The sequence below is a fragment of the Streptomyces sp. NPDC025721 genome (assembly GCF_055558595.1).
The window spans coordinates 13,872-35,058 of sequence record NZ_JBVHMF010000021.1 but is presented as its reverse complement, the minus strand read 5'-3'; the positions used below and the strand labels follow the sequence as shown (position 1 = coordinate 35,058).

Sequence of the window (21,187 nt, the reverse complement as noted above, 5' to 3'; positions counted from 1 at the left end):
GCTTCCCGCAGGATGACAGAGTCGCCGACGTTCTCGGGACCGTCCTGAGCTGGGCTTTTCATAGGGCGCCGCACCATGGCGGGACCGGAGCAGCGTCGCCTCGGCCGCGACCGGTGCCGGCGGGGTGCGTATGGCCCGGTGTGCTCTGGCCGCACTCGACCGTGATGAGCCGGTCATCGCGCGCCCCGAGCACGGAGCCGGACGGTGCCAGCCGTATACCCCTCTCCGGGCGCTCGGTCGCGGCCCTCGTCGGCCTTGACGGATGAAGGAGTCAGCCATGCAGATCACGATCGTCGGTGCGGGCAACATGGCCCGCGGCATCGCCACCCGCGCCCTCGCGGGCGGCCACCGGGTCCGTCTCGTGGACAGCAACCGGGCCAAGGCGGACGCCCTCGCCGCCGACCTCGGCGCGGACGCGAGCGGCGCGGACTTCGACGCGCTGGACGGCGCGGACATCACCGTGCTCGCCCTGCCGTTCGAAGCGGCGAAGACGGTGGCCCGTGAACACGCCCGGGCCCTCGCGGGCAAGGTCGTCGTGGACATCTGCAACCCCGTCGACTTCTCCACCTTCGACTCGCTCGTCACCCCGCCCGGCGTGACCGCAGTCAGCCTCGTCGCGGCCGAGGCTCCGCAGGCCCGCTTCGTCAAGGCGTTCAACACGACGTTCGCGACCACGCTCGTGGCCGGCGAAGTGGCCGGTCAGCCTCTGGACGTGTTCATCGCCACGGATGACGACGACGCACGGGCGACCGTCACCGAATTCGTCACGAGCGGCGGCCTGCGCCCCCTCGACGCCGGACCGCTGCGCCGCGCCCTGGAATTGGAGGCGTTCCAGTTCCTGCACATGACGCTCCAGGACCGGCTCGGACTGAAGTGGTCCAGCGCGATCAAGATCATTCCCGAATCCTGAGGTGTCCCCATCATGTCCGCCGCGAAGGGCTGCCCGGGTGCTCGCGTCTCAGCCGGCCGAACCAGCTCGGTTCAGGGGCGCAGGCCCCGGACGGCGTCCGGCCGCGTCCGGCTCATGTACCAGCCGTCGACGCGGGGCCCGATGAGGTCGGACGGCCAGCCCGACAGCCCGACGGCGGCGTCGTAGACGGCGTCACCGAACGTCACGATGGCCTGGTGCGGGTCGGCCGTCTCCCCGAGCCTGTCCCACGGCAGGAGAACCAGACCGGCGTCGGGATTCCAGACCGCCCCGTCGACACCCCAGGACCGGCCGTCGAGGCCGTCCGGCTGAGGCCAGATGTAGGCGTACATACCGGCGCCGGGCGCTGTGGCGTCCCCGAAGGAGAATCCCACCGCCACGTACTCCCGGAGCTGGGCGTTCTGCATGAACGCCGGACGATCGGGCGGCGGCTCGGTGGGCCGCGCCCGGTGCCGTGTCGCGGACAGGTCGAAGCCGCCCCACATCACCCCGACCCGGGGGCGGTGCCCGAGGAAGGGCGCCTGCCACGTTTCGAGCCCGCCGGCGGCGAGGTTCAGCGCTTGCCACATCAGCCGGGCGACGCCGGGATCCCAGGCGCGTTCGACGTGATCGTCCTCGAAGGTCGGCTCGCAATCCGGAATCTCGCAGATCAGCGAGGTACGCGGCCGGGTTATGCCCAGCTCGGCCGCCGCGTCGCGGAACGCCGCGTAGAACGCGGCGACTGATCCGTCCGACAAGGGCACCGTCCGCGAGCCCGCGTCGGCCTCGACGACCACGTCACCGTCGAGCAGGCGGTAGTGCACCGCGAAGGTCACCCCTCGCCGCCGGAACGTCGGCGTCCTGAGCCCGCGGGGAGTGACGTCGAGGACGACGTTTCCCCAGCCGACTTCGAAGGGCTCGTCGAGGGTGTACTTGCCCGCGACCTGCACCACCCGGTTGACGTATCCGACCATGGCCGCCATGTCCTCGTGGACCAGCGTCGGCCATCCATTGCGACGTGCGCTCACCGAGAGCCTCCCAGTGCGTCGATCGGGTCGGCAGAAGGGATGCGTCGTGGATCGCGTGGGCTTGCGGATCGTGGCGCGATCGTAGGGCCATTTTCGCACGCGGGTCACGGCCCTGCCCGCTCGGTCACGGCCCTTCCCGCCCGATCACGGTCTGATCGACGCCGAGCCGACGCGTGCGTACACGGCCGTCCGCGCGTCGTGGCGCGCCCGCGGAAGGGGGAAGGCGGCCGGTGCGGGTACGCGGGCGGCGGGCGGCCCCGGCTCACCCGGCAGCGGTGATCACGAATGCCAGGTCAGGCAGCACGGCAGGGGCCGGGTTACCGTCGGGTCATCGAGCTGGTCGACCAGCTGGTCGACCATCCGGGCAACCCCCATCGGCGAGGAGCTGGCGGCTGTGGCGATCGACGATTCCACCGGTACGGCGGCTCCCGCGGACGTCGTCCTGGCCGGACTGCCGGAAATCCGTTCCGAGCTGGAGGACGTCTACCGGGACCTGCACGCCCATCCCGAGCTGGGCCACCAGGAGCACAGGACCGCGGCCCGGGTGGCCGAGCGCCTGACGGAGTGGGGCTACAAGGTGCACGCGGGTGTCGGCGGCACCGGCGTGGTCGGCGTGCTCGCCAACGGCGACGGGCCGGTCGTCCTGCTGCGGGCCGACATGGACGCGCTGCCGGTCCGGGAGGACACCGGTCTCCCGTACGCCAGCACGGCCACCGCCACGGACGCGTCCGGCAGGGACGTCCCCGTGGCCCACGCCTGCGGCCACGACATGCACGTCACCTGTCTGCTGGGCGCGGCCAGGCTGATGGCGGCCTCCCCGACGTCGTGGCAGGGCACGCTCGTCGCCCTGTTCCAGCCCGCGGAGGAACCCGGGGACGGCGCCGACCGCATGCTCGCCGACGGTCTCGCCGACCGCGTCCCCCGCCCGGACGTGGCGTTCGCCCAGCACGTACTGCCCTATCCCGCCGGGACCCTGGGCACCCGCTCCGGGTCGTTCCTCTCGGCGGCGGACAATCTGAAGATCACCGTCCACGGCCGGGGTGCCCACGGCTCCGCTCCCCAGGCCGCGATCGACCCGGTGGTCATGGCATCGATGATCGTGGTCCGCCTTCAGACGATCGTCTCCCGAGAGCTGGCCGCGACCGAGCCCGCCGTGCTGACCGTGGGTTCCGTCCACGCCGGTACGACCGGCAACGTGATCCCGGACACGGCCGAGATCCAGCTCAATGTGCGCACCTACGACGAAGGCACCCGTGAAGCCGTCCTGGCCGCCGTGCGGCGCATCGTCACAGCCGAGTGCGACGCCTCCCGCGCGACCCGGGACCCGCAGTACGAAGAGGGCGGCCGCTTCCCGCCGACCGTCAACGACGAGGCCGTCACCGCCGACGTCTCCGCCGCGTTCACCGCCTACTTCGGCGAGCGGGCCCGTACCAGCGCGTTGCAGAGCGCCAGCGAGGACTTCAGCCGCGTCCCTGACGCCTTCGGCACCCCGTACACCTACTGGGGCATCGGCTGCACCGACCCCGACGCCTACCGTGCGGCCGAGCGGCGCGGCACCGTCGCCCAGGACATCCCCGTCAACCACAGCGCCCGCTTCGCCCCGGTCCTTCAGCCCACCTTGGACACCGGCGTGCAAGCCCTGGTCGTCGCCTCCCTGACCCGGCTCGCCCGCCCCGAGCACCGACGCGGCTGAAGCGTCGGTGGTCAGCGCTTCGCGCCGTCGTCAGGAGCGCGCGAGGCGGGCCGCGAGGTAGGGCGCGGTGGCGCTGCCGCGGGCCTTCGCCACCTTGTCCGGCGGGCCCGCCGCGACCACCCGCCCGCCCGCGTCGCCGCCGCCCGGTCCGAGGTCGATGACCCAGTCGGCGGTGGCGATCGTGTCGAGGTCGTGCTCGACGAGGACGACCGTGTTGCCGGCGTCCACGAGCCGGTGCAGCTGTCGTAGCAGCAGCGCGATGTCCGAGGGGTGCAGCCCCGCCGTCGGCTCGTCGAGCAGGTAGAGCGCGTGCCCGCGGCGGGCCCGCTGCAATTCGGTGGCCAGTTTGATGCGTTGCGCCTCGCCACCGCTGAGTTCCGTCGCGGGCTGCCCCAGCCGCAGGTACCCGAGTCCCACCTCGCGCAACGTCTCCAGACTGCGGGAGGCGGCCGGGACGGCGGACAGGAACCCGGCGGCGTCGTCGACGGACATTCCCAGCACTTGCGCGATGTTCTTGCCGCGGTAGGTGACTTCCAGCGTCTCGGCGTTGTAGCGGGCGCCCCGGCAGGTCGGGCACGGCGCGTAGGTGCCGGGCAGGAACAGCAGTTCCACCGCGACGAATCCCTCGCCCTGGCACGTCTCGCACCGCCCTTCGGGCACGTTGAAGGAGAACCGCCCGGCCGAGTAGCCGCGCGCCCTGGCCTCCTCCGTCCCCGCGTACAGCCTGCGCACCGCGTCGAACATCCCCGTGTACGTGGCCAGGTTGGACCGGGGAGTCCGGCCGATGGGCCGCTGGTCGACCCGGACCAGCCGGTCGAACGACTCGACCCCCGACGCGTCCTGGACGTCGACCTCCAGCTCCGCCTCGTCGGGCTCCTCGGGTACGAGCCCGAGGTGGCCGCGGACGACCTCGGCGAGCACCTGCGTCACCAGCGTCGACTTCCCGGAACCGGACACACCCGTCACCGCCGTCAGCACGCACAGCGGCACGTCGACCGACACATCGCGCAGATTGTGGCGTGAGACGCCGCTCAGACGCAGCCAGCCGTGCGGTGTGCGCGGGCGGTGCTCGAGCGACTGGGCGCGCCCGAACAGGTACTGGCTCGTGGCCGACTCCGCGACCCGCTCAAGACCGGCGACCGGGCCGCTGTACAGCACGCGTCCGCCGCCCTCACCCGCGCCGGGGCCGATGTCCACCACCCAGTCCGCCCGCCGCACGACGTCCATGTCGTGCTCCACGACGAACAGCGAATTGCCCGCCGCCTTGAGGCGGTCCAGCACGTCCAGCAGCGGTTCCGCGTCGGCCGGGTGCAGCCCGGCGGAGGGCTCGTCGAGGACGTAGACGACGCCGAACAGCCCCGAGCGCAGTTGGGTGGCGATCCGCAGGCGCTGCGCCTCGCCGGGCGACAGGGTCGTCGAGCGGCGCCCGAGGCTGAGATATCCCAGGCCCAGGTCGAGCAGTACGTCGATCCGCGCGACGAGATCGCCGCAGATCCGGACCGCGGCCTCGGTCGTCTCCCCGGACCGGGCGGTCGACGTGGTGGCGTCGGCCTCGGACCGCCCCACGACGGGCCGCAGCAGCGCCACGACCTCGGTGAGCGGCATCGCGTTGATCTCGGCGATGGAACGTCCGGCGAAGGTCACCGCGATTGCCTCGGGCCGCAGTCCGCTGCCGTGGCACTCGGGGCAGGGCACACTCCTGACGAACCGGAGCGCCCGTTCGCGCATCTTGTCGCTCTTGGAGTCGGCGAGGACGTGCATGACGTGCTTGCGCGCGCTCCAGAACGTGCCCTGGTAGCCGTAGTCGACGCGGTCCTCCTGCGGCTGGATGTACACGGAGGGCTGCTCGTCCGTGTACAGCAGCCAGTCCCGGTCCTTCTTCCTGAGCCTGCGCCACGGCCGGTCGATGTCGATCCCCAGGCCGCTCACGACACTGCGCAGGTTGGCGCCCTGCCAGGCGCCCGGCCAGGCGGCGATCGCCCCCTCGCGGATGCTCAGCGAGGGGTCCGGGACCAGCAGGTCCTCGGCGACGTCGTGCACGACGCCCAGTCCGTGGCACTGCGGGCAGGCGCCTGCCGCGGTGTTGGGTGAGAAGGACTCGGCCTCCAGCCGCGCGGCCCCCGGCGGGTAGGTGCCGGCGCGGGAGTACAGCATGCGCAGCAGATTGGACAGCGTCGTGATGGTGCCGACCGTCGAGCGCGAGCTGGGGGAGCCGCGTCGCTGCTGCAGGGCGACGGCCGGTGGCAGTCCGGTGATTTCCCGCACATGCGGAGCGCCGACCTGTTGCAACAGCCTTCGGGCGTACGGTGCCACGGACTCGAAGTAGCGCCGCTGGGCCTCCGCGTAGAGGGTGCCGAACGCGAGCGAGGACTTGCCCGAACCGGAGACGCCGGTGAAGGCGACCATCGCGTCCCGCGGAACGTCGACATCGATGTTCCGCAGATTGTTCTCACTGGCGCCCCGGACATGCACGAAGGGGTCGGTCGCGTCCTTGTCCACTGTTCCTGACTACCCGATCGCGCCCGCATCCGCGCGACAGGCGCCGCCACCGGGCCTAGGTTCTGTCCGGCGGATCACGAATGGCCCCTTCGGCGACCATGCTCCGGGCGCCGCGCGGGCCCGTCTCTCCACGCGACGGGACGTCTTCCGGCGCGGCCCCATGGCGCCGGAAGACGTCCCTCACCTCATCGGATGAAGTGGGGCGCGGTCAGTTGCCGGCCCATGTCCATTTCTGGTTGCTGCCGCCGGAGCAGGAGTACATCTGGATCTGGGTGCCGTTGGCGGTCCCGGTGCCGACCGCGTCCAGGCAGAGTCCCGACTGGGTGCTGGCGATGGAGCCGTCGGAGTTCAGGCGCCACTTCTGGTTGGCGCCGCCCCAGCAGGAGTAGATCTGCGCCTTGACGCCGTTGCTGGTGCCGGCCGCGTCCAGGCACTTGCCGAGGGATTTGAGTTCGCCGTCCGACGTCAAGGTCCATTTCTGGTTGCTGCCGCCGGAGCAGTCCCACAACTGGACCTGCGTGCCGTCGGTCGTCGTGGAGTTGGGCACATCCAGGCACCGCCCCGAACCCGTCCCCTTGATCTGACCGTTGCTTCCGCCGCCCGGCGGGGTCGTGGGAGGAGTGGTCGGGGGCGTGGTCGGAGGTGTGGTGGGAGGCGTGGTCGTGCCACCTCCGGCCGCGTTGAGAGCGTTCAGGACGGCTGTGTACGCCGCCTTCTTGTTGCCGCTGTTGTCGAACAGCAACGGCGTGTCCTGGCTGCGCCACGAGTCACTGTCCCGGACGCCCCATACCGTCATGCCGAGGCAACGCGAGACCGCCAGGCAGTCGTTGGTGATGTTGGCGTACGTGGTCGGCGACGCGCCCTGGACGTCCAGCTCGGTGATGGCCACGTCGACGCCGAGAGCGGCGAAGCTCTGGAGCGTGGTACGGAAGTTGCTGTTGTACGGGCTGCCGCTGTTGAAGTGGGACTGGAAGCCGACGCAGTCGATCGGAACGCCGCGAGCCTTGAAGTCCTTGACCATGTTGTAGACGCCCTGCGTCTTGGCGTCGTTCCAGTTCTCGATGTTGTAGTCGTTGTAACAGAGCTTCACGTTCGGATCGGCCGCCCGCGCCGTCCGAAAGGCGACCTCGATCCAGTCGTTGCCGGTGCGCTGGAGGTTGGAGTCGCGTCGTCCACCGGAACCGCCGTCGGCGAACGCCTCGTTCACCACGTCCCACTGCGCGAGCTTGCCCTTGTAGTGACCAACCACGCCGTTGATGTGGTTGATCATCGCCTGGCGCAGCGCGCTGCCGCTGAGGGACTGCATCCAGCCCGGCTGCTGGCTGTGCCAGGCCAAGGTGTGGCCGCGTACCTGCTTGCCGTGTTGTACGGCCCAGTTGTAGACCTGATCGCCGCCGTTGAAGTTGAACTGGCCCTGCTGGGGCTCGGTGGCGTCGATCTTCATCTCGTTCTCGGCCGTCACCATGTTGAACTCGCGGTCGGCGATCGTCGTGTAGGCCGAGTCGCCGAGCTTGCCCGAGGAGATGGCGGTGCCGAAGTACCGCCCGCTCTGCGCGGCTGCCGCGCCGAGGGACGTCGCGGCGGCGCCCGAGGGAGCCGCCGCCACCAGGACCGCCGTGGCCGCCACGACCGAGCCGGTCGCGACGGCGACGACGGCCCGGTGGACACGGCTGAGCCGTCGTCGGGTCCCGGGCGGGGGTGGGGGTATGGCCTTTGTGCTCATCGCAGAGCCTCCGTAACCGATTCACAGAACGTGGGGGGACACGCGGGACACGCCCGCGGATTCGTAGGCGTCGACCGTTCCGGCTCCACCGAGTCGGCAGGGCCGTCGCCTCGGGGACTCAGTGTGGAAACGCCCGCGAAACGTGTCAACACTTTCGGAGAAGTTTCGGAAACTATTGCTGGTCAGGGTGATAGCTGGACGGCTTCTGAGCACGTCCGAGGCACCGAAAGTTTCGATCCCATGGGGCGGTGGTGATGTCAATCCCGGCAGAGTCCGGTGCGTTGCACCAGCTTGTTAGCGCTCACAGCACTTCCCCAAAATGGTGGCCGGGCACCGTTTGCTGCCGGTCGAGAAGGAGCCGAGCTTCTTGGGGGAGTACGCCCATCGGCCGGACTCCCCGGTCCAACCTGGCCACGTACACGGGGATGTTCGACAAGCGCCCGTTCGGACCACAACCTTCTGACGTGCGGCGCGGCGTCCGCCAATGTGGGGCCGATCTGGACGAGCACCTGGGCGCGGTGCTCCGCGTTCTCTTGGCGCTCCCGTGCTTGGGCCTGGGACTCGTACCGGTCGTGGTCGAGCCACCCCGGCGGGTACGCCGCCACTGGATCCGGCTCGTGGTCGGGCCCGGCGCGCGGGGTCGTGTCGCGTGCCGGGCCCGGCTGTCGTGCGGTGTCAGGGCATGTCGAGTGCGTAGTCGCAGGGAAAGCGCTGGTGGTAGGTGTGGTCATTCTGCTGGTACGTGATGTCGCAGCCCTTGATGTGGTGGGCGAGCTTCCCGCTGGCCTGGACGCGGATTGTCGCGTAGTAGGGGCTGGTCGCACCGGCCTTGATGGTCAGTGGCTTCTTTGCGTAGTCAGGCTTTTTTGCGAAGTCTGAGTCCTTGCCCTCCAGCAGGTATCCGTCGGTGTCGTTGACCGAGTAGACCGGGTAGCCGAGGACTTTGACCTGCGGCGGAACCGATTCAGCGGTGAAGGCCACGAGTGTTACGGGCTTCTTGCTGGTGTTCCTCAGCAGCGGGAAAGCAAAGTAGTAGGTGACGCCGGGCTTGGCGTGGGGGTAGCCGGAGGTGCCGAACATGGCGGGACCGCCGCCCTGCAGCGCCGTGCCTGTGCGGGGTCCGCTGGTGCCGGTGGCGCAGGCCGCCGCCAGCAGCACTGCTGCCGCGGCGGTAAGCGCTTTAGAAGGAGTAGAGGACACCGGGGTTGCTCCAGACCGGTCCTTTGGCACCCCAGATGTCGTGTTCCTGGGGGCCGTTTCCTGCCGTGATCTTCTGGAAGTGATTCTTGTTGAAGTCGGTGTCGAGGCTGAGTTCGACGTTGAAGACCTTCACCGCGAAACTGTAGGTGACCGATGTGCCGGCGCTGACGGTGTAATACGCCCCCGGGCTCAACCTCGCCCTGTTGGCCGCCTTGGACTTGGAGTAGGCGTTGTAGCCGTCGTGGCTGCGCACGTCACTGCCGAAGGCGCTGACCGCCCCGCCAGAGGGCACCATGTACTTGATCGGGACGATCGAGTAGTTGTGGACGGTCCGGCCGTTGGGGCACAGCAGCTCGTGGTCGCGCTCCTGGTACTGGATCGGGACCCGGAACTGCTGGGCCCAGTACGGGCCCTTGCCAGCGAAACCGGTTGCCCGCCCCATGGTGCTCTTGCGGGAGATCTTGCCCTTCACCGACCAGTACTTGCCGTCGATGCTGGTGGCCACGCCCCAGGTGCTGGACAAGGTGGTGCTGTACTCGAATGCGGCGGTGGCGTCGTAGTACGCGTGTGCTTCGCCGACAGTGGTGTACTGGATGGAGGTGCCCAGGACACGGTCCTTAACTCCGCAGTTCGCCACTGCGGGGATGGCGTTGGCGTAGTTCACGCCGCCGACAACGTCGGGGTTGTAGCCGGTGCTCGACGAACCGTCGACTGCCTGCCAGGCAGGCAGTTGCGGATCCTGCTCGGGCACCGGGGTGCTGTCCTGTGTTCCGGGGTCGCCGTCGGGCATGGTGGCAGGCGCAACAGCGGCGGTGCCGGTGTCGGGGTGGATCGCGACGGTGTCGGGGCTCTCCTGCCGGGCCGCGACCGAGCCGTCAGTGGTCGCTGCTCCGGTGGCCACACCGGCGTCAACGTAGTCCGAACCTGCCAGCACCGTCCCGTCGGCCGCGGTCCCGCTGACGTCCGCCTCCAGCGCCAGCACCCCGCCGTTGGCATCCGCCAGAGCCTGCACAGCGGCCGGCAGCGTGGCCGGAAGGGTGAAGGACCAGGTGCCGTCCGATGCCGTGGTCGCGGTGCCTATCACCGTCGGGGCCGCGGAGGTGCCGTCCGCAGGCACGGAGTCCACCGCCGTCAGCCGTACCGGCGCACCGCCCAGTGGCGCACCCGAACCGGTGGTGAAGCTTCCCCGCACAGTTGCAGGTCCTGACAGGACCTGCGTCGTGGGATCGGGTGACGGCGTCACCGTCGGGCCGCCCGACGGTGCTGGCACCGTGCCGGTCGGCTTGTTGACTGTGTCGCTCGGGTTGGGTGTGGGCGTGCTGCCACACCCGCCGCCTCCCGGCGATGTGTTGGTGCACGCCGCGTATGCGGCCGGTGCGGTTCCTACCCCGGACACCCACACCAGCGAGCCCGCAACCACCGTGGCAAGCACGGCCGCCACCGCAGGTCTATGACTTTTGAGCATGCGTATATCCCCCTCGGAAACCCCCTGGCCCTGCCAGTGCGGAGCCGGGCCCGGAACGTACCTTGCTGGCATATGCATGATCAACGGGTCGCTCGTGGGCCGAGGGTCGCAGTCGCCCACCGCAGCGCGCCGCACTCGGGGAGGCGCACGTTCCTTGGCGCGCCAAGGCGCTGGCACTTCGGGAGTTTTGCGTCTTTCGCCCCACTTAGGAAATACCTGAAAGTAATGCTCTGATTTCGCTTAGGTACATTAATGTTGGATGGAAAGAAAATGCCGCATCGGGCCTCAGTGCCGACAGCTTCTGCCTGACCAACATTTTGCGAAGATCGCCAACCCCGAAGGCCGACCGCTGCAGCCGCGGGGTCGCCGGTGCTGTCAGTAGACGCAGGTTGTTCGTACTCTTCCGGCCTCGAATGGCGACTCGCACTGACTGGCTCGTCGGCCAGCCAATCGTGCACTGGGCGAGATCACGCACAGCATCGGACAAATCCACATCTGAGCGGCTAAAATTGCTGGCCCCCGTCCGTGCGGTGCCTCGGTGCGCTCTGGTCGTCCGTCATGACGGCGACACCACGTGAGCGCAGGCTGTGGGCGAGATCGGCGACGCACTTCGCCAGATCAAGGCACACCATCCCCGAACCGAAGGATCAACGGGCCAACCGTCGACGCCGAGGTAGCGGAATCGGTTTGGCAGCGGGAGCGGAGACCACACCACAAGACAGTCGGGGGACTCCTCACCGACGCGGAAGGCTCCGACGTCGCCCTCACCGACAGTGCCGGCAACTACCGCTACGACCCCACCGGCCTGAACGAGATGGGCGCCCGGTACGACGACCCCACCGTCAGCCGCTTCACCCAGACCGAATCGTCCGGCCGCCCACCGGGCCCCGGCGGGCTCACCCCGCTCATCCACCGCCCGCGCTGCACCCGTGCTCCCGGGATTTGCGCGAGCGTTCGAACTCCGCAGTCGGCTCACCGGCGTCGCCGCGCTCCGGCGCCTGCGACCGATCGCGACAACTGTCACCCGGCGCGAGGTTGCGGCGCGGCGGTCGGCTGAGCCGTGACACGCGATGTCAATGCGAGAACCGGGCCGGGGTCGCGCTAGGGCGAAGCCTTACCGCGAGGGTATGTCGGGGAATCCGACGGGTGTGTGATTGATCGAGGCGGGATCACCTGCTTCCTGCGAGGTCATTCGTCGGCCGGGTCGCTGGTCGCGACCGGCTGCGGAACGACTACGACGGGGCAGGACGCGTGTTGGACGCAGTGCTGGCTGACGGAACCGAGCAGGACGCCGGCGAAGGTGCCGTGTCCCCGGGTTCCCACCACCAGCAGCCGGGCGTCGCGTGCGGCGTCAGTGAGGGCTTGTGCCGGGTGCCCCTCCACCGAGTGGGTTGCCACCTGGACCGTGCTGCCGTTCTGGTTCTTCACGACGCGCGCGACGGTTTCTTCCAGGCATTTCTCGGCCGAAATGGCGAAGTTTCCGCCGTCGGGCATGGACGGCAGGTAGCCCCAGGAGTATCCGTACATACTGGGGTATTGCCATGCGGCGACCGCCGAGAGCGACGCCCCCACCTGTCGGGCGTACTCCATCGCCCAGTGCAGCGCGGCCTCGGACCCGGCGGAGCCGTCCACTCCCACGACGATCCGGTCGGTCTGGTCCACGGGCAAATCTTTCATCGGAACTCCTGCTGATCGTTTGCGTTCGGATCTCAAGCTCGGGTATCAAGCTCGGACCTCAAGCTCGAATTGTGCGGGCCATGCCCTTTGTTCGGTCTCAGCCGACCGTCCGCTCTTCCTTCGAGTCACCCGTCCACCGAGGCGCGTCGGCCACCGTTTCGGGAGCGCGCGTCCACTTGTCCGAGCCGGTGTTCGGTGATGGTGGTCCCGGCGCTGCCGTTCAGGACCGCGGCGGCCTGGGACAGCGAGCCGATGGCCGCTTTCCGGCCGGTCGCGGTGACGAATCGGGCGCAGGCGGTGAGTTTGGGGCCCATGGAGCCGTCAGGGACGGATATCCGGCTCATGTCGTCCACATTGATCCGCCTGCGCAGCATCGCCTGGGGTGTGCCGAAGTGTTCCATCACGCCCGGCACGTCCGTGAGGACGAGCAGCCGGTCGGCGTTCACCTTGATGGCGATCAGCGCCGCGGTGAAGTCCTTGTCGACGACGGCCTCCACGCCGTGGATCCGTCCGGCGTCGTCTTCGGCGACCGGTACTCCGCCGCCGCCACCGCAGATGATCACGGACTGCTGCCTGAGCAAGTGGGTGATGGTGCCCTGTTCGAGGACGCGCTGCGGGTGGGGCGAGGACACGACGCGTCGCCAGCGTCCGCCGTCGGGGGCGATGTCCCAGCCGTGGAGTTCGGCGAGCAGGCGGGCCTGCGGCTGGTCGTAGACCGGTCCGACGAACTTCGTCGGTCTGGCGAAGGCCGGGTCCTCCGCGTCCACGACCGTTTGGGTCACGATGCTGAGGATCGGCTTGGTCACTCCGGCGTTGCGCAGTTCCTGGACCAGCCAGTAGCCGATCATTCCCTGGGTCTGGGCGACGAGTACGTCCAGCGGGTAGGGGCGCGTCAACGAGGTGTCGCTCTCGCTTTCGAGCGCGAGCATGCCGACCTGCGGTCCGTTTCCGTGGCAGATGACCAGTTCGTTCTCGGCGGCGAGCGGGGCGAGGGCCTCAGCCGCGGCGCGGATGTGACCGATCTGGAGCGCGGCATCGGGCTTCTCGCCACGACGCAGGAGCGCGTTGCCGCCGAGGGCGACGACGATGCGCACCTCAGTCACCCAGCGCGGCGACGAGGACGGCCTTGATGGTGTGCAGGCGGTTCTCCGCCTGGTCGAAGACGATCGATCGAGCGGATTCGAAGACCTCGTCGGTGACCTCGGCGCCGGTGAGCCCGTACTGGTCGTTGAGGCGCTGACCGAGTGGTGTGCTGCTGTCGTGGACCGAGGGCAGGCAGTGCAGGAACTTGGTGTCGGGCTTGCCGGAGCCGAGCAGGACCTTCTCGGTGACGCGGTACGGCAGGAGCAGCGGAATGCGCGTCTTCCACTGCTCGTCGGACTCGCCCATGCTGACCCACACATCGGTGTAGACGAAGTCGGCGCCCGCTGTGGCCTGCTCGACGTCCTCGGTCACCAGGACGCGCGCGCCACTGTTCGTGGCGAGGTTCCGGGCGGTGGCGATGACGTCGTCGGGGGGCCACAGTTCGCGCGGCGCCGCGATCCGCACATCCATGCCCAGCAGGGCGCCGGTGACGAGAAGCGAACGGGCGACGTTGTTGCGGCCGTCCCCGAGGAAGCAGTACGCGATCTGCCACATGGGGCCGGGGTGGTGCTCGGTCATGGTGAGCACGTCGGCCAGCGTCTGGGTCGGGTGCCAGGAGTCGGTGAGCCCGTTCCATACGGGGACGCCGGCATGGTCGGCGAGCTGCTCCACGGTGTCCTGGGCGAAACCGCGGAACTCTATGCCGTCGAACATCCGGCCCAGCACCCGCGCCGTGTCGCGTACCGACTCCTCACGACCGATGTGGGAGCCCTCGGGCCCGAGGTAGGTGACATGGGCGCCTTGCTGGTGTGCGGCGACCTCGAATGCGCAGCGGGTGCGGGTGGAGCTCTTCTCGAAGACCAGCGCGATGTTCCGGCCTGTCAGCGCGGGCCGTTCGGTGCCGCCGGCCCTGTCGCGCTTGAGCTGCGCCGCGCGCGTGATCAGCGCGAGGAACTGCTGCTTGTCGAGGTCGGTCTCCTTCAGGAGCGAACCGGGATGCCGAAAGGCGGTGGTCGGGGCGGTGGTCGTCGTCATGGGGCGGACCTCGTTTCTGAGCGGTACGGCGGCGTGCGGGCGGGGCGGAGGCGGTTCAGATGCCGTCGCGCTGAGTGGGACAGGTCATGCACCGGGCTCCGCCGCGGCCTCGGCCCAGCTCGCTGCCGGGGATGCTGATGACCTCGATGCCGTTGTCGCGCAGCATGCTGTTGGTGACGGTGTTGCGTTCGTAGCCGACGACGATGCCGGGGGCGATGGTGAGGAAGTTGTTGGCGTCGTCCCACTGCTCTCGCTCGGCGGCTCGCGCGTCCTCCTCGGCGGACAGGACGCGTAGTTTCTCGATGCCCAAGGCGTCGGCGATGGTGGCGAAGAGGTCGTCGCGCTGCTCCACGTGCAGCGCCGCGGTGTCGTGCTCGACGACCTCGTGCGGGTCGGCAGGCTCGATCACCCAGGTGCGCATGTCCTTCGGGTCGAGGTTGGGGTAGCGGACGAAGGTGTCCGTGTCGATCATGGTCAGGACGGTGTCCAGGTGCATGAACGCGTGGGACTTCGGGAGCTGCACGGCGATGACGGTGGTGGCCTGACCGGTCCGGAAGAGCTCTCGGGCCAGGATTTCCACGCCCATGGGGGTGGAGCGCTCACCCATTCCGATCAGGACGGCGCCTCGCCCCAGGACGTGGATGTCACCGCCTTCCAAGGTGGCCGGCTGGTGATTGCTGTCGTCGTCTCCGTAGTAGCGGGGAAACGCGCGGTCGGCGAAGAGCGGATGGAAGTCGTACACAGCCCTGCTGTGCAGCGATTCGCGCTGCCGGGCGGACTTGGCCATCGGGTTGATGGTGACGCCGCCGTATATCCAGGCGGAGTTGTCGCGTTGGAAGAGCGTGTTGGGCAAGGGCGCCAGTACGAAGTCGTCGGGGTCCAGGGTCTGCCAGCGCAGGCTGCGTACCCGCAGCGGTGACAGGTCCGTGCGAGTGACGCCCCCGATGAGCAGCTCGGCCAGTGTCGCGGAGTCGGTGTCGTCGGCGAGCGCCCGCAACGGGGCTGCCAGGGTGGGTCCGACCTGCTCGGGCGTGCAGACGCGGTCCAGCACGAACGCCCGGGCCTCGGGGAGGGCCAGTGTTTCGGCGAGCAGTACGTCGAAATGGTGCACGGTGACGAAGCGGTCGCGGAGGGCCTGCGTGAACGCGTCGTGTTCTTCGCGGGCTCTGGCAGCCCACAGCACGTCGTCGAAGAGCAGTTGGTCGCAGTTGCCGGGAGTCAGGCGGCTGAGTTCCAGCCCGGGACGGTGGACAACGGCTTCACGCAGTTGGCCGACTTCGGAGTGGACTCCCGGCGTGCGGGTCGACCTGGTTTTCCCGGCGGCTCGGTCGGCGGGGCGCTCGGCGGCGGGAACAGCTTGTGTCGGTCGCGTCATGACGGGATCTCTCCGGTGTCGGTGGTGCGGGTGGCGGGTGCCGGGGTGAGCCGACTGCCCACCGGGGTCTCAGGGACCTCGGGAAGGGCGGCGCTGTCGAAGGGCACGACGAGGCTCTCGCCGTACTCGCCCCGCCCCGACTTCAGCCAGATGTAGACGGGCAGGCCCAGCAGGACGCAGAACAGGCCGTAGTAGACGGCCTGGTACCCGCTGCCGGCCAGCGACCAGAAGGAGAAGACGAGGGCGACCGCGGACACTCCGCAGTCGCGGACCAGGTGCTGCCAGTGGGTCTGCCGGCCGCGCGTGAGGAGCCAGTACAACTGCGCGGCCGCGCTGAACAGATAGGGGATGACGGCGGTGACCACGGAGAGCAGGACGAGCGTGGTGAAGACCTTCTCGAAGCGCGTGTAGCTGACCACGGTCAGGACCGAGGCGAGGAAGGTCGAGCTGATGATGCCGAACGCGGGTATGCCGCGTCGGCCGCGGGCGAACACCGCCGGGAACAGGCGGTCCTTCGCGGCTGCCATGGGCATTTCGCCGACGACCAGGGTCCAGCCGATCAGAGCGCCCAGGCCGGAGACGATCGCCGCGACGGCGACGGTCTGGCCGGCCCAACGGCCGCCGAAGATGGCGTCGGCCGAGTCGGTGAACGGTGCTGTGGACTTCTGCAGGGCGGCGTTGGACACCGTGCCGAACACGGTGACCGTGCCCAGGATGTACACCACGGCGCAGCCGATGGTGCCCAGCACCGTGGCCCGTCCGACATTGCGCCGAGGGTCACGTACGCGGCCGGCCACCACCGAGGCGGTCTCGATGCCGATGTAGCTGAACAGCGCGATGGCCGCGGCGGCCGAGATCGCCGCGGTCGCCGAGGTGCCGGTGGGGTTGAGCGGCCCGAAGTTGTGGGCCTTGATGAACAGCAGCCCGACGGTGGCCATGAACAGTAGGGGAATGAATTTGAGCACGGTCGTGACGTTCTGCGTGATGGCGATGTTCCGCACCCCGGAGAGATTGATGACCGCGGGTATCCACAGACCCGCCATGGCGATCACGACGGACCAGAGCTTGGCGTGCCCGGTGTTCCAGAAGACCTCGACGTATCCGACCCACGCGACGACGATCGCGGCGTTGCCGGCCCAAGCGGTGATCCAGTAGGACCACGCGTTGAGGAAGCCGCCGAAGTCCCCGAAGGCGTCTCTGGCGTAGACATACGGGCCGCCGGAACCCGGCACTCTCTTCGACAGCGACCCGAAGGTGAACGCCAGCGCCAGAGCGCCTACGGTGACCAGGACGAACGCGACCAGACTGATCGGGCCGTACGGCGCCAAGGCACTCGGCAGCGCGAAGACTCCCGTGCCGATCACCGATCCGATGACCAGTGCGGTGGCCGTCGGCAGTCCGAACTGCCGCTTCTTCGCCGTCTTCTGCGTACTCGTCGGGTGCGAGGTTTCTCCGGACGCCTCATCGTGCACCTGCGTACTCAACTGAGTTCCTCCTCGCCTCTGTTCACGACGGCCCACGCTGGGGGCTCGGCAGCGGCAGTCCGGCGGTCCACGTCGGGCTGCCGCTACCGGTCGATCACACCGATGCGTTGGCGTTGGAGCCGTTCAGTACGGGGACGGGGACGGTCTTCACCATGCCGGTCGGCGGTACGGGGGCCGCGGCGGCTGCCTTCTCACGGGCGAGGAAGGATCCGAGCTCGCCGATGGTGCTCATGAGGGGGGCGGGGAAGACCACGGTCGTGTTCTTGTCGACGCCTATCTCGACCAGGCTCTGCAAGTTGCGGAGCTGGAGCGCCAGCGGGTGGTCCATCATGATGTCCGAGGCGTCGCCGAGCGCGGCGGCGGCCATCGATTCGCCTTCGGCGTTGATGATCTTCGCTCGCTTCTCCCGCTCGGCTTCCGCCTGGCGGGCCATCGCGCGCTTCATGCTGTCGGGCAGTTGGATGTCCTTGAGTTCGACCAGGGTGACCTCGACGCCCCATTCGGTGGTCGTCACGTCGAGGATCTCGCGGATGTCCAGATTGATCCGGTCAGTTTCCGACAGCGTCTGGTCGAGGGTGTTCTGGCCGACGACCTTGCGCAGGGTCGTCTGCGCTATCTGATTGATCGCCGTGTTCACGTTCTCTATCGCGATCACCGATTTCACGGCGTCCGCCACTCGGAAATAGGCGACGGCCGACACATCGACGCTCACATTGTCCCGGGTGATGATGCCCTGGGACTGGATGGGCATGGTGACCGTCCGCAGCGACACCCGGTGCAGGACGTCGACGAACGGAACGATGAACCGCAGCCCCGGCGGACGAGCACCGACCAGCCGCCCGAACCGGAACAGAACTCCCTGCTCGTACTGCTTGATCACCTTGACCGCCATGGCGATGGCCACGATGGCCAGGATGACCACGATGACGAGAAGGAAAATCAGAAGTGCCATTGCGTTGCTCCTCAGAAAGGATGGCGGATTCCTGGTCCAGGACATATCGACCGGCAGGACCGCGGGCGGTGCGTGAAGGGCGGAGAGGATGTGACCGGTGGAGGTCATATCAGCAGCCCTCAGACGCTCCCGTTCGTCCAACTCGTCTGCGCAGTCCTGTAGTTCATATCCGCATCGTCGCCGCGCCAGATCGTCGTCGGTAGGGCCGGGTGGTCCCTCCTCTCCGGCTCAGCGGCCCCCTGCGTCCACCGGATTCTCCTGAGGACTGGCCGCAAATCCATTTCGGAGAGCCGGTCGGCCCTTGGCCGCCGTACCGGTGCCGCACCATCGTGGAGTTATGAGAATCCAAGAGACCAACCTGAGGGAATTTTCCGGAGCGCGGCCGATCGTCGTCGGGGTGAACGGTTCCCGTGCGTCCCTTGCTGCCTTGCGATGGGCCGTGGCGGAAGCGGAGGCACGCAAGGTGCCCCTGGTGACGGTGCACGCCTGGGAGCCGTCGGTACGTCGGCGTGCGCCGTATGCCACCGTGGCGGAGCGCCGTACACCGGCCGAGGACCGGGAGTCCGGGCAGAGGCTGGTCCAAGTCGCGGTGGCCGCAGTCCGGATGGCCCATCCGGGCGCTGACGTGCGGGCGGTGCTGGCCGAGGGGCCGCCGGTCGCGGTACTCCTGCGCTACAGCGACGACGCTCTGCTTCTGACGCTCGGGCAGAGCCTGTACAGGGACGGCTCGCCGACCGAACTCGGTCCGGTGACCCGCGCGTGCGTCAGGGAATCCCATTGCCCCGTCGTTACGGTTCCGGAGCTCCGCGCCACAGCCCGGCACAGCGAACTCCCGCCCGTGGCCCCCGTGGCGACGGCCTTGGCCGGCTGACCTCCTGCGACCGCGGCGCGAGCAGTTGGGGCTGAGTCGCGAGGAGGTCGCAGGACGGGCTGGTTCCGCGGGTGGCTACCTCCAGTCTGTGGAGAAGGAGGCCGCTGTGCCCGGCGTCACGTTCCTGCCGCGGTTGGCGAACGCGCTGGAGACGACGGTCGCGGAGCTGGTTGCGCAGGGCAATGTGTCGTTCAGAACCGCACCGGACGCGCTGCCCGCACAGGCGGCGGGCACGGATACCGCATTCGAGGCGGATCACCATCGTGCCGAGGCGGGTCACCGGTCGCAGGATCGCCGTGCGGCAGAATCCCGCCGCGGCGGGGCCGTCAGGAAAACCGCGGTGAGACGCGCCGTCGGGGGACCGGTTCGTCCGCTTGCGACCTCAACGCCGGACAGGGTCAATCGCGGCGGACGGGGACGGTCGGGAGACCATGGAGTACGGAGCGGACCGAATCGCCGTCGCACGGGGCGAACAGGGCCGACAACCCCGCGTTCAGGCGGACGCTGACGGAGCGTTCGGAGACTCCGAGCCGCTGCGAGGCGTCGGCGCAGCTCTGGTCACCGATCAGCATCAGCGCCAGCTCCACCCGGTCGAGCGCGACTGACGCCGTCTCGGGGCACCGGTCCCTTATGTGGGGGACGTGAGGTGGGACAGGTGAAGAGCGCGTCCGATGCGTTGTGATGACGGAGTCCGGTGCGGCGAGCACTTCGGCCATGGCGGCTTCGACCACGACTGGATCGTCCGTCATCAGGGCTGACAGGGCGTGGATGGCGATCAGGTGGCGGTCGCACCAGATGATGATCGAGCGTCGGCGGGCGAGGAGTCGCTCGGTTTCGCGGTTCCGGGTGGAAGCGGCGGCCGGCCTCGTTCTGCGCAGAGTCACTGCGGACCTCTTTTCGAAGCGCGGGTCCCGGTCACCGGGCGCGGGCGCTGAATTGAGCACGAGTTGAGCGAACCTGCGGAAGGAATGCCGCGCGGTGCCGCGCTCCGGTCACGCGGTGCCCGGGCACTGGTGCGGAGCCTGTGGCGAGGCATGTGGCCCGGTTACGCGAGTGGAGGCAACCACGCCAACAGCGCAGTCCGGAGGCGACAGGGCCGGTCCGGAGGCTCGCTCGGAAGCACTCGGATGGTCGGGCGATGGATCATCGTCTCACTCGCCTCAGGTACGTCCGTATCGACTGTGCGGTATGCCGCCGGGGTCACGGACGTCACGGCAACTGTAGCGGCGTTCGACCACGTCGACCATGGCCCGAGGTGATAATCCCATCGGACGCATCCATCCGCGACGGTGGATCGACGGGAACTGCCGAGCAGGACCCTTCGGCCCCCGGAAGGGCCGTTCGGCATCTGCGCGGACCGCGGGAGCGCGGGACAGACTGCGCAGCGGGGCCGGACGTACGACGTACGCAACCGACCGCCCCGGCGCCCGCACTGATCTCACTGGGCGTCCGCACACGATGCGGAACGAGGAAAAGCCATGACACTCACGACGAGGCCCTTCACCATCGGCGCAGAAGTCTCCGACGAGGACGGCGCCTTCGGGGTCCTGCGCCGGGTGGTCGTCGACCCGGTCGCCAGAACCCTCACTCACCTGGTGATCGAGCCCAAGTACCACCACGCGGCCGGCCGCCTCGTACCTGTCGGTCTGATCGACCAGTCCGCCGCACGGATCGCACTGCACTGCACCACGGCCGAGTTCGAGGCTCTGTCGAGCGCCGACGAGAAGCATTTTGTGCCCGCACCGGACAATGAGTGGGGCTATGCGGGCGGCGAGATTTTCGCTCTCCCCTACTACGGACTCGGTATGGGGACAGGCGCGGTCGCCATGAGGCCCGTTCTCCCGGTTCCTGGGCCGCGCCTCATCACGCGGGACCGTATTCCCACCGGCGAGGTGGAGATCCGCCGGGGTGACGCCGTGCACGCGACCGACGGTGAGATCGGCCGGGTCCAGGGCCTGGCCGTGGACACCGGTGATTACCACGTCAGCCATGTGCTGCTGGACGAGGGCCACTTGTGGGGAAAGCGACGCGTCGCGATCCCCATCGACGCGGTCGTCAGCGTCACCGGCGACGTCCGGCTCAGCTTGACCAAGGACGAGGTACGCGACCTGCCGCCGGTCGACCTCGCCCATGACCCCACACCGACCGTCGCCGACGGAGACCCTGTCTGAGCCGCAGGGGGGCAAGCCTCCGCT

At 68.9% G+C, this 21,187-nt stretch carries 17 protein-coding genes; 5 read left to right on the top strand and 12 right to left on the bottom strand.

All coding sequences use genetic code 11. The features are described 5' to 3' along the window. Positions 1 to 277 precede the first annotated feature (277 nt). A complete protein-coding gene (locus ACZ4EF_RS25970; RefSeq protein WP_402713213.1) occupies positions 278 to 910 on the top strand; it encodes an NADPH-dependent F420 reductase in 633 nt (210 codons plus the stop codon). Positions 911 to 981: 71 nt separating this feature from the next. On the opposite strand, the gene ACZ4EF_RS25965 is transcribed toward ACZ4EF_RS25970, so the two are convergent. Next, positions 982 to 1,935, bottom strand: a complete 954-nt coding sequence (locus ACZ4EF_RS25965; RefSeq protein WP_467506527.1) for a DUF5996 family protein — start codon at positions 1,933 to 1,935, stop codon at positions 982 to 984. Between the two features lie 394 nt (positions 1,936 to 2,329). Between ACZ4EF_RS25965 and ACZ4EF_RS25960 the strand changes: the two genes are divergently transcribed. Continuing rightward, positions 2,330 to 3,628, top strand: coding sequence for an amidohydrolase (locus tag ACZ4EF_RS25960; protein WP_467506526.1), 1,299 nt, complete (start codon positions 2,330 to 2,332; stop codon positions 3,626 to 3,628). Between the two features lie 30 nt (positions 3,629 to 3,658). Here ACZ4EF_RS25960 and uvrA read toward each other — a convergent pair whose 3' ends face one another. The 10 genes from uvrA to ACZ4EF_RS25910 all read right to left on the bottom strand — a co-directional run bounded on the left by uvrA (position 3,659) and on the right by ACZ4EF_RS25910 (position 18,121). After that, on the bottom strand, positions 3,659 to 6,127 hold the full coding sequence (gene uvrA, locus ACZ4EF_RS25955) for an excinuclease ABC subunit UvrA (RefSeq protein ID WP_467506525.1): 2,469 nt from the start codon (positions 6,125 to 6,127) through the stop codon (positions 3,659 to 3,661). A 208-nt stretch (positions 6,128 to 6,335) separates the two neighbouring features. Then, positions 6,336 to 7,850, bottom strand: coding sequence for an endo-1,4-beta-xylanase (locus ACZ4EF_RS25950; RefSeq protein ID WP_401307627.1), 1,515 nt, complete (start codon positions 7,848 to 7,850; stop codon positions 6,336 to 6,338). A gap of 675 nt (positions 7,851 to 8,525) precedes the next feature. Beyond that, positions 8,526 to 9,008 (bottom strand): hypothetical protein, encoded by a 483-nt coding sequence (locus ACZ4EF_RS25945; protein WP_467506524.1) that lies wholly within the window; start codon positions 9,006 to 9,008, stop codon positions 8,526 to 8,528. 22 nt (positions 9,009 to 9,030) lie between these two features. Then, positions 9,031 to 10,242 (bottom strand): hypothetical protein, encoded by a 1,212-nt coding sequence (locus ACZ4EF_RS25940; protein ID WP_467506523.1) that lies wholly within the window; start codon positions 10,240 to 10,242, stop codon positions 9,031 to 9,033. A 1,461-nt stretch (positions 10,243 to 11,703) separates the two neighbouring features. Further along, the gene (locus ACZ4EF_RS25935; RefSeq protein WP_467506522.1) at positions 11,704 to 12,177 is read right to left on the bottom strand and encodes a universal stress protein; all 474 of its coding nucleotides are present in this window, start codon (positions 12,175 to 12,177) and stop codon (positions 11,704 to 11,706) included. Between the two features lie 140 nt (positions 12,178 to 12,317). Next, positions 12,318 to 13,295, bottom strand: a complete 978-nt coding sequence (locus tag ACZ4EF_RS25930; protein WP_467506521.1) for a carbamate kinase — start codon at positions 13,293 to 13,295, stop codon at positions 12,318 to 12,320. After that, on the bottom strand, positions 13,288 to 14,310 hold the full coding sequence (gene argF, locus ACZ4EF_RS25925) for an ornithine carbamoyltransferase (protein WP_355335120.1): 1,023 nt from the start codon (positions 14,308 to 14,310) through the stop codon (positions 13,288 to 13,290). The genes ACZ4EF_RS25930 and argF overlap by 8 nt, the downstream gene beginning before the upstream one ends. Before the next feature lie 55 nt (positions 14,311 to 14,365). Further along, on the bottom strand, positions 14,366 to 15,685 hold the full coding sequence (locus ACZ4EF_RS25920; RefSeq protein ID WP_467506520.1) for an arginine deiminase: 1,320 nt from the start codon (positions 15,683 to 15,685) through the stop codon (positions 14,366 to 14,368). Beyond that, positions 15,682 to 17,169: an APC family permease gene (locus ACZ4EF_RS25915; RefSeq protein WP_391047956.1), complete on the bottom strand. Its 1,488-nt coding sequence runs from the start codon at positions 17,167 to 17,169 to the stop codon at positions 15,682 to 15,684. The genes ACZ4EF_RS25920 and ACZ4EF_RS25915 overlap by 4 nt, the downstream gene beginning before the upstream one ends. Before the next feature lie 94 nt (positions 17,170 to 17,263). Beyond that, positions 17,264 to 18,121, bottom strand: a complete 858-nt coding sequence (locus ACZ4EF_RS25910; protein ID WP_391047955.1) for a slipin family protein — start codon at positions 18,119 to 18,121, stop codon at positions 17,264 to 17,266. Between the two features lie 337 nt (positions 18,122 to 18,458). On the opposite strand from ACZ4EF_RS25910, the gene ACZ4EF_RS25905 reads away from it, so the two are divergent. Further along, entirely contained in the window at positions 18,459 to 18,992 is a 534-nt protein-coding gene (locus ACZ4EF_RS25905; RefSeq protein ID WP_467506519.1) for a universal stress protein, read from the top strand. Between the two features lie 25 nt (positions 18,993 to 19,017). Continuing rightward, positions 19,018 to 19,500: a helix-turn-helix domain-containing protein gene (locus tag ACZ4EF_RS25900; RefSeq protein WP_467506518.1), complete on the top strand. Its 483-nt coding sequence runs from the start codon at positions 19,018 to 19,020 to the stop codon at positions 19,498 to 19,500. Here the strand turns inward: ACZ4EF_RS25900 and ACZ4EF_RS25895 are convergent. Beyond that, positions 19,391 to 19,876, bottom strand: coding sequence for a hypothetical protein (locus ACZ4EF_RS25895; protein ID WP_391162722.1), 486 nt, complete (start codon positions 19,874 to 19,876; stop codon positions 19,391 to 19,393). The two genes, ACZ4EF_RS25900 and ACZ4EF_RS25895, sit on opposite strands and share 110 nt — an antisense overlap. Before the next feature lie 594 nt (positions 19,877 to 20,470). On the opposite strand from ACZ4EF_RS25895, the gene ACZ4EF_RS25890 reads away from it, so the two are divergent. Then, positions 20,471 to 21,163, top strand: a complete 693-nt coding sequence (locus tag ACZ4EF_RS25890; protein WP_467506517.1) for a PRC-barrel domain-containing protein — start codon at positions 20,471 to 20,473, stop codon at positions 21,161 to 21,163. Positions 21,164 to 21,187 lie beyond the last annotated feature (24 nt).

What these genes read in the sequence shown, in the direction of transcription:
- ACZ4EF_RS25905 (WP_467506519.1), top strand. Translation starts at nt 18,459, where the DNA reads ATGAGAATCCAAGAGACCAACCTGAGGGAATTTTCCGGAGCGCGGCCG.
- ACZ4EF_RS25920 (WP_467506520.1), bottom strand. Translation starts at nt 15,685, where the DNA reads ATGACGCGACCGACACAAGCTGTTCCCGCCGCCGAGCGCCCCGCCGAC.
- ACZ4EF_RS25950 (WP_401307627.1), bottom strand. Translation starts at nt 7,850, where the DNA reads ATGAGCACAAAGGCCATACCCCCACCCCCGCCCGGGACCCGACGACGG.
- ACZ4EF_RS25910 (WP_391047955.1), bottom strand. Translation starts at nt 18,121, where the DNA reads ATGGCACTTCTGATTTTCCTTCTCGTCATCGTGGTCATCCTGGCCATC.
- ACZ4EF_RS25890 (WP_467506517.1), top strand. Translation starts at nt 20,471, where the DNA reads ATGACACTCACGACGAGGCCCTTCACCATCGGCGCAGAAGTCTCCGAC.
- ACZ4EF_RS25970 (WP_402713213.1), top strand. Translation starts at nt 278, where the DNA reads ATGCAGATCACGATCGTCGGTGCGGGCAACATGGCCCGCGGCATCGCC.
- argF (WP_355335120.1), bottom strand. Translation starts at nt 14,310, where the DNA reads ATGACGACGACCACCGCCCCGACCACCGCCTTTCGGCATCCCGGTTCG.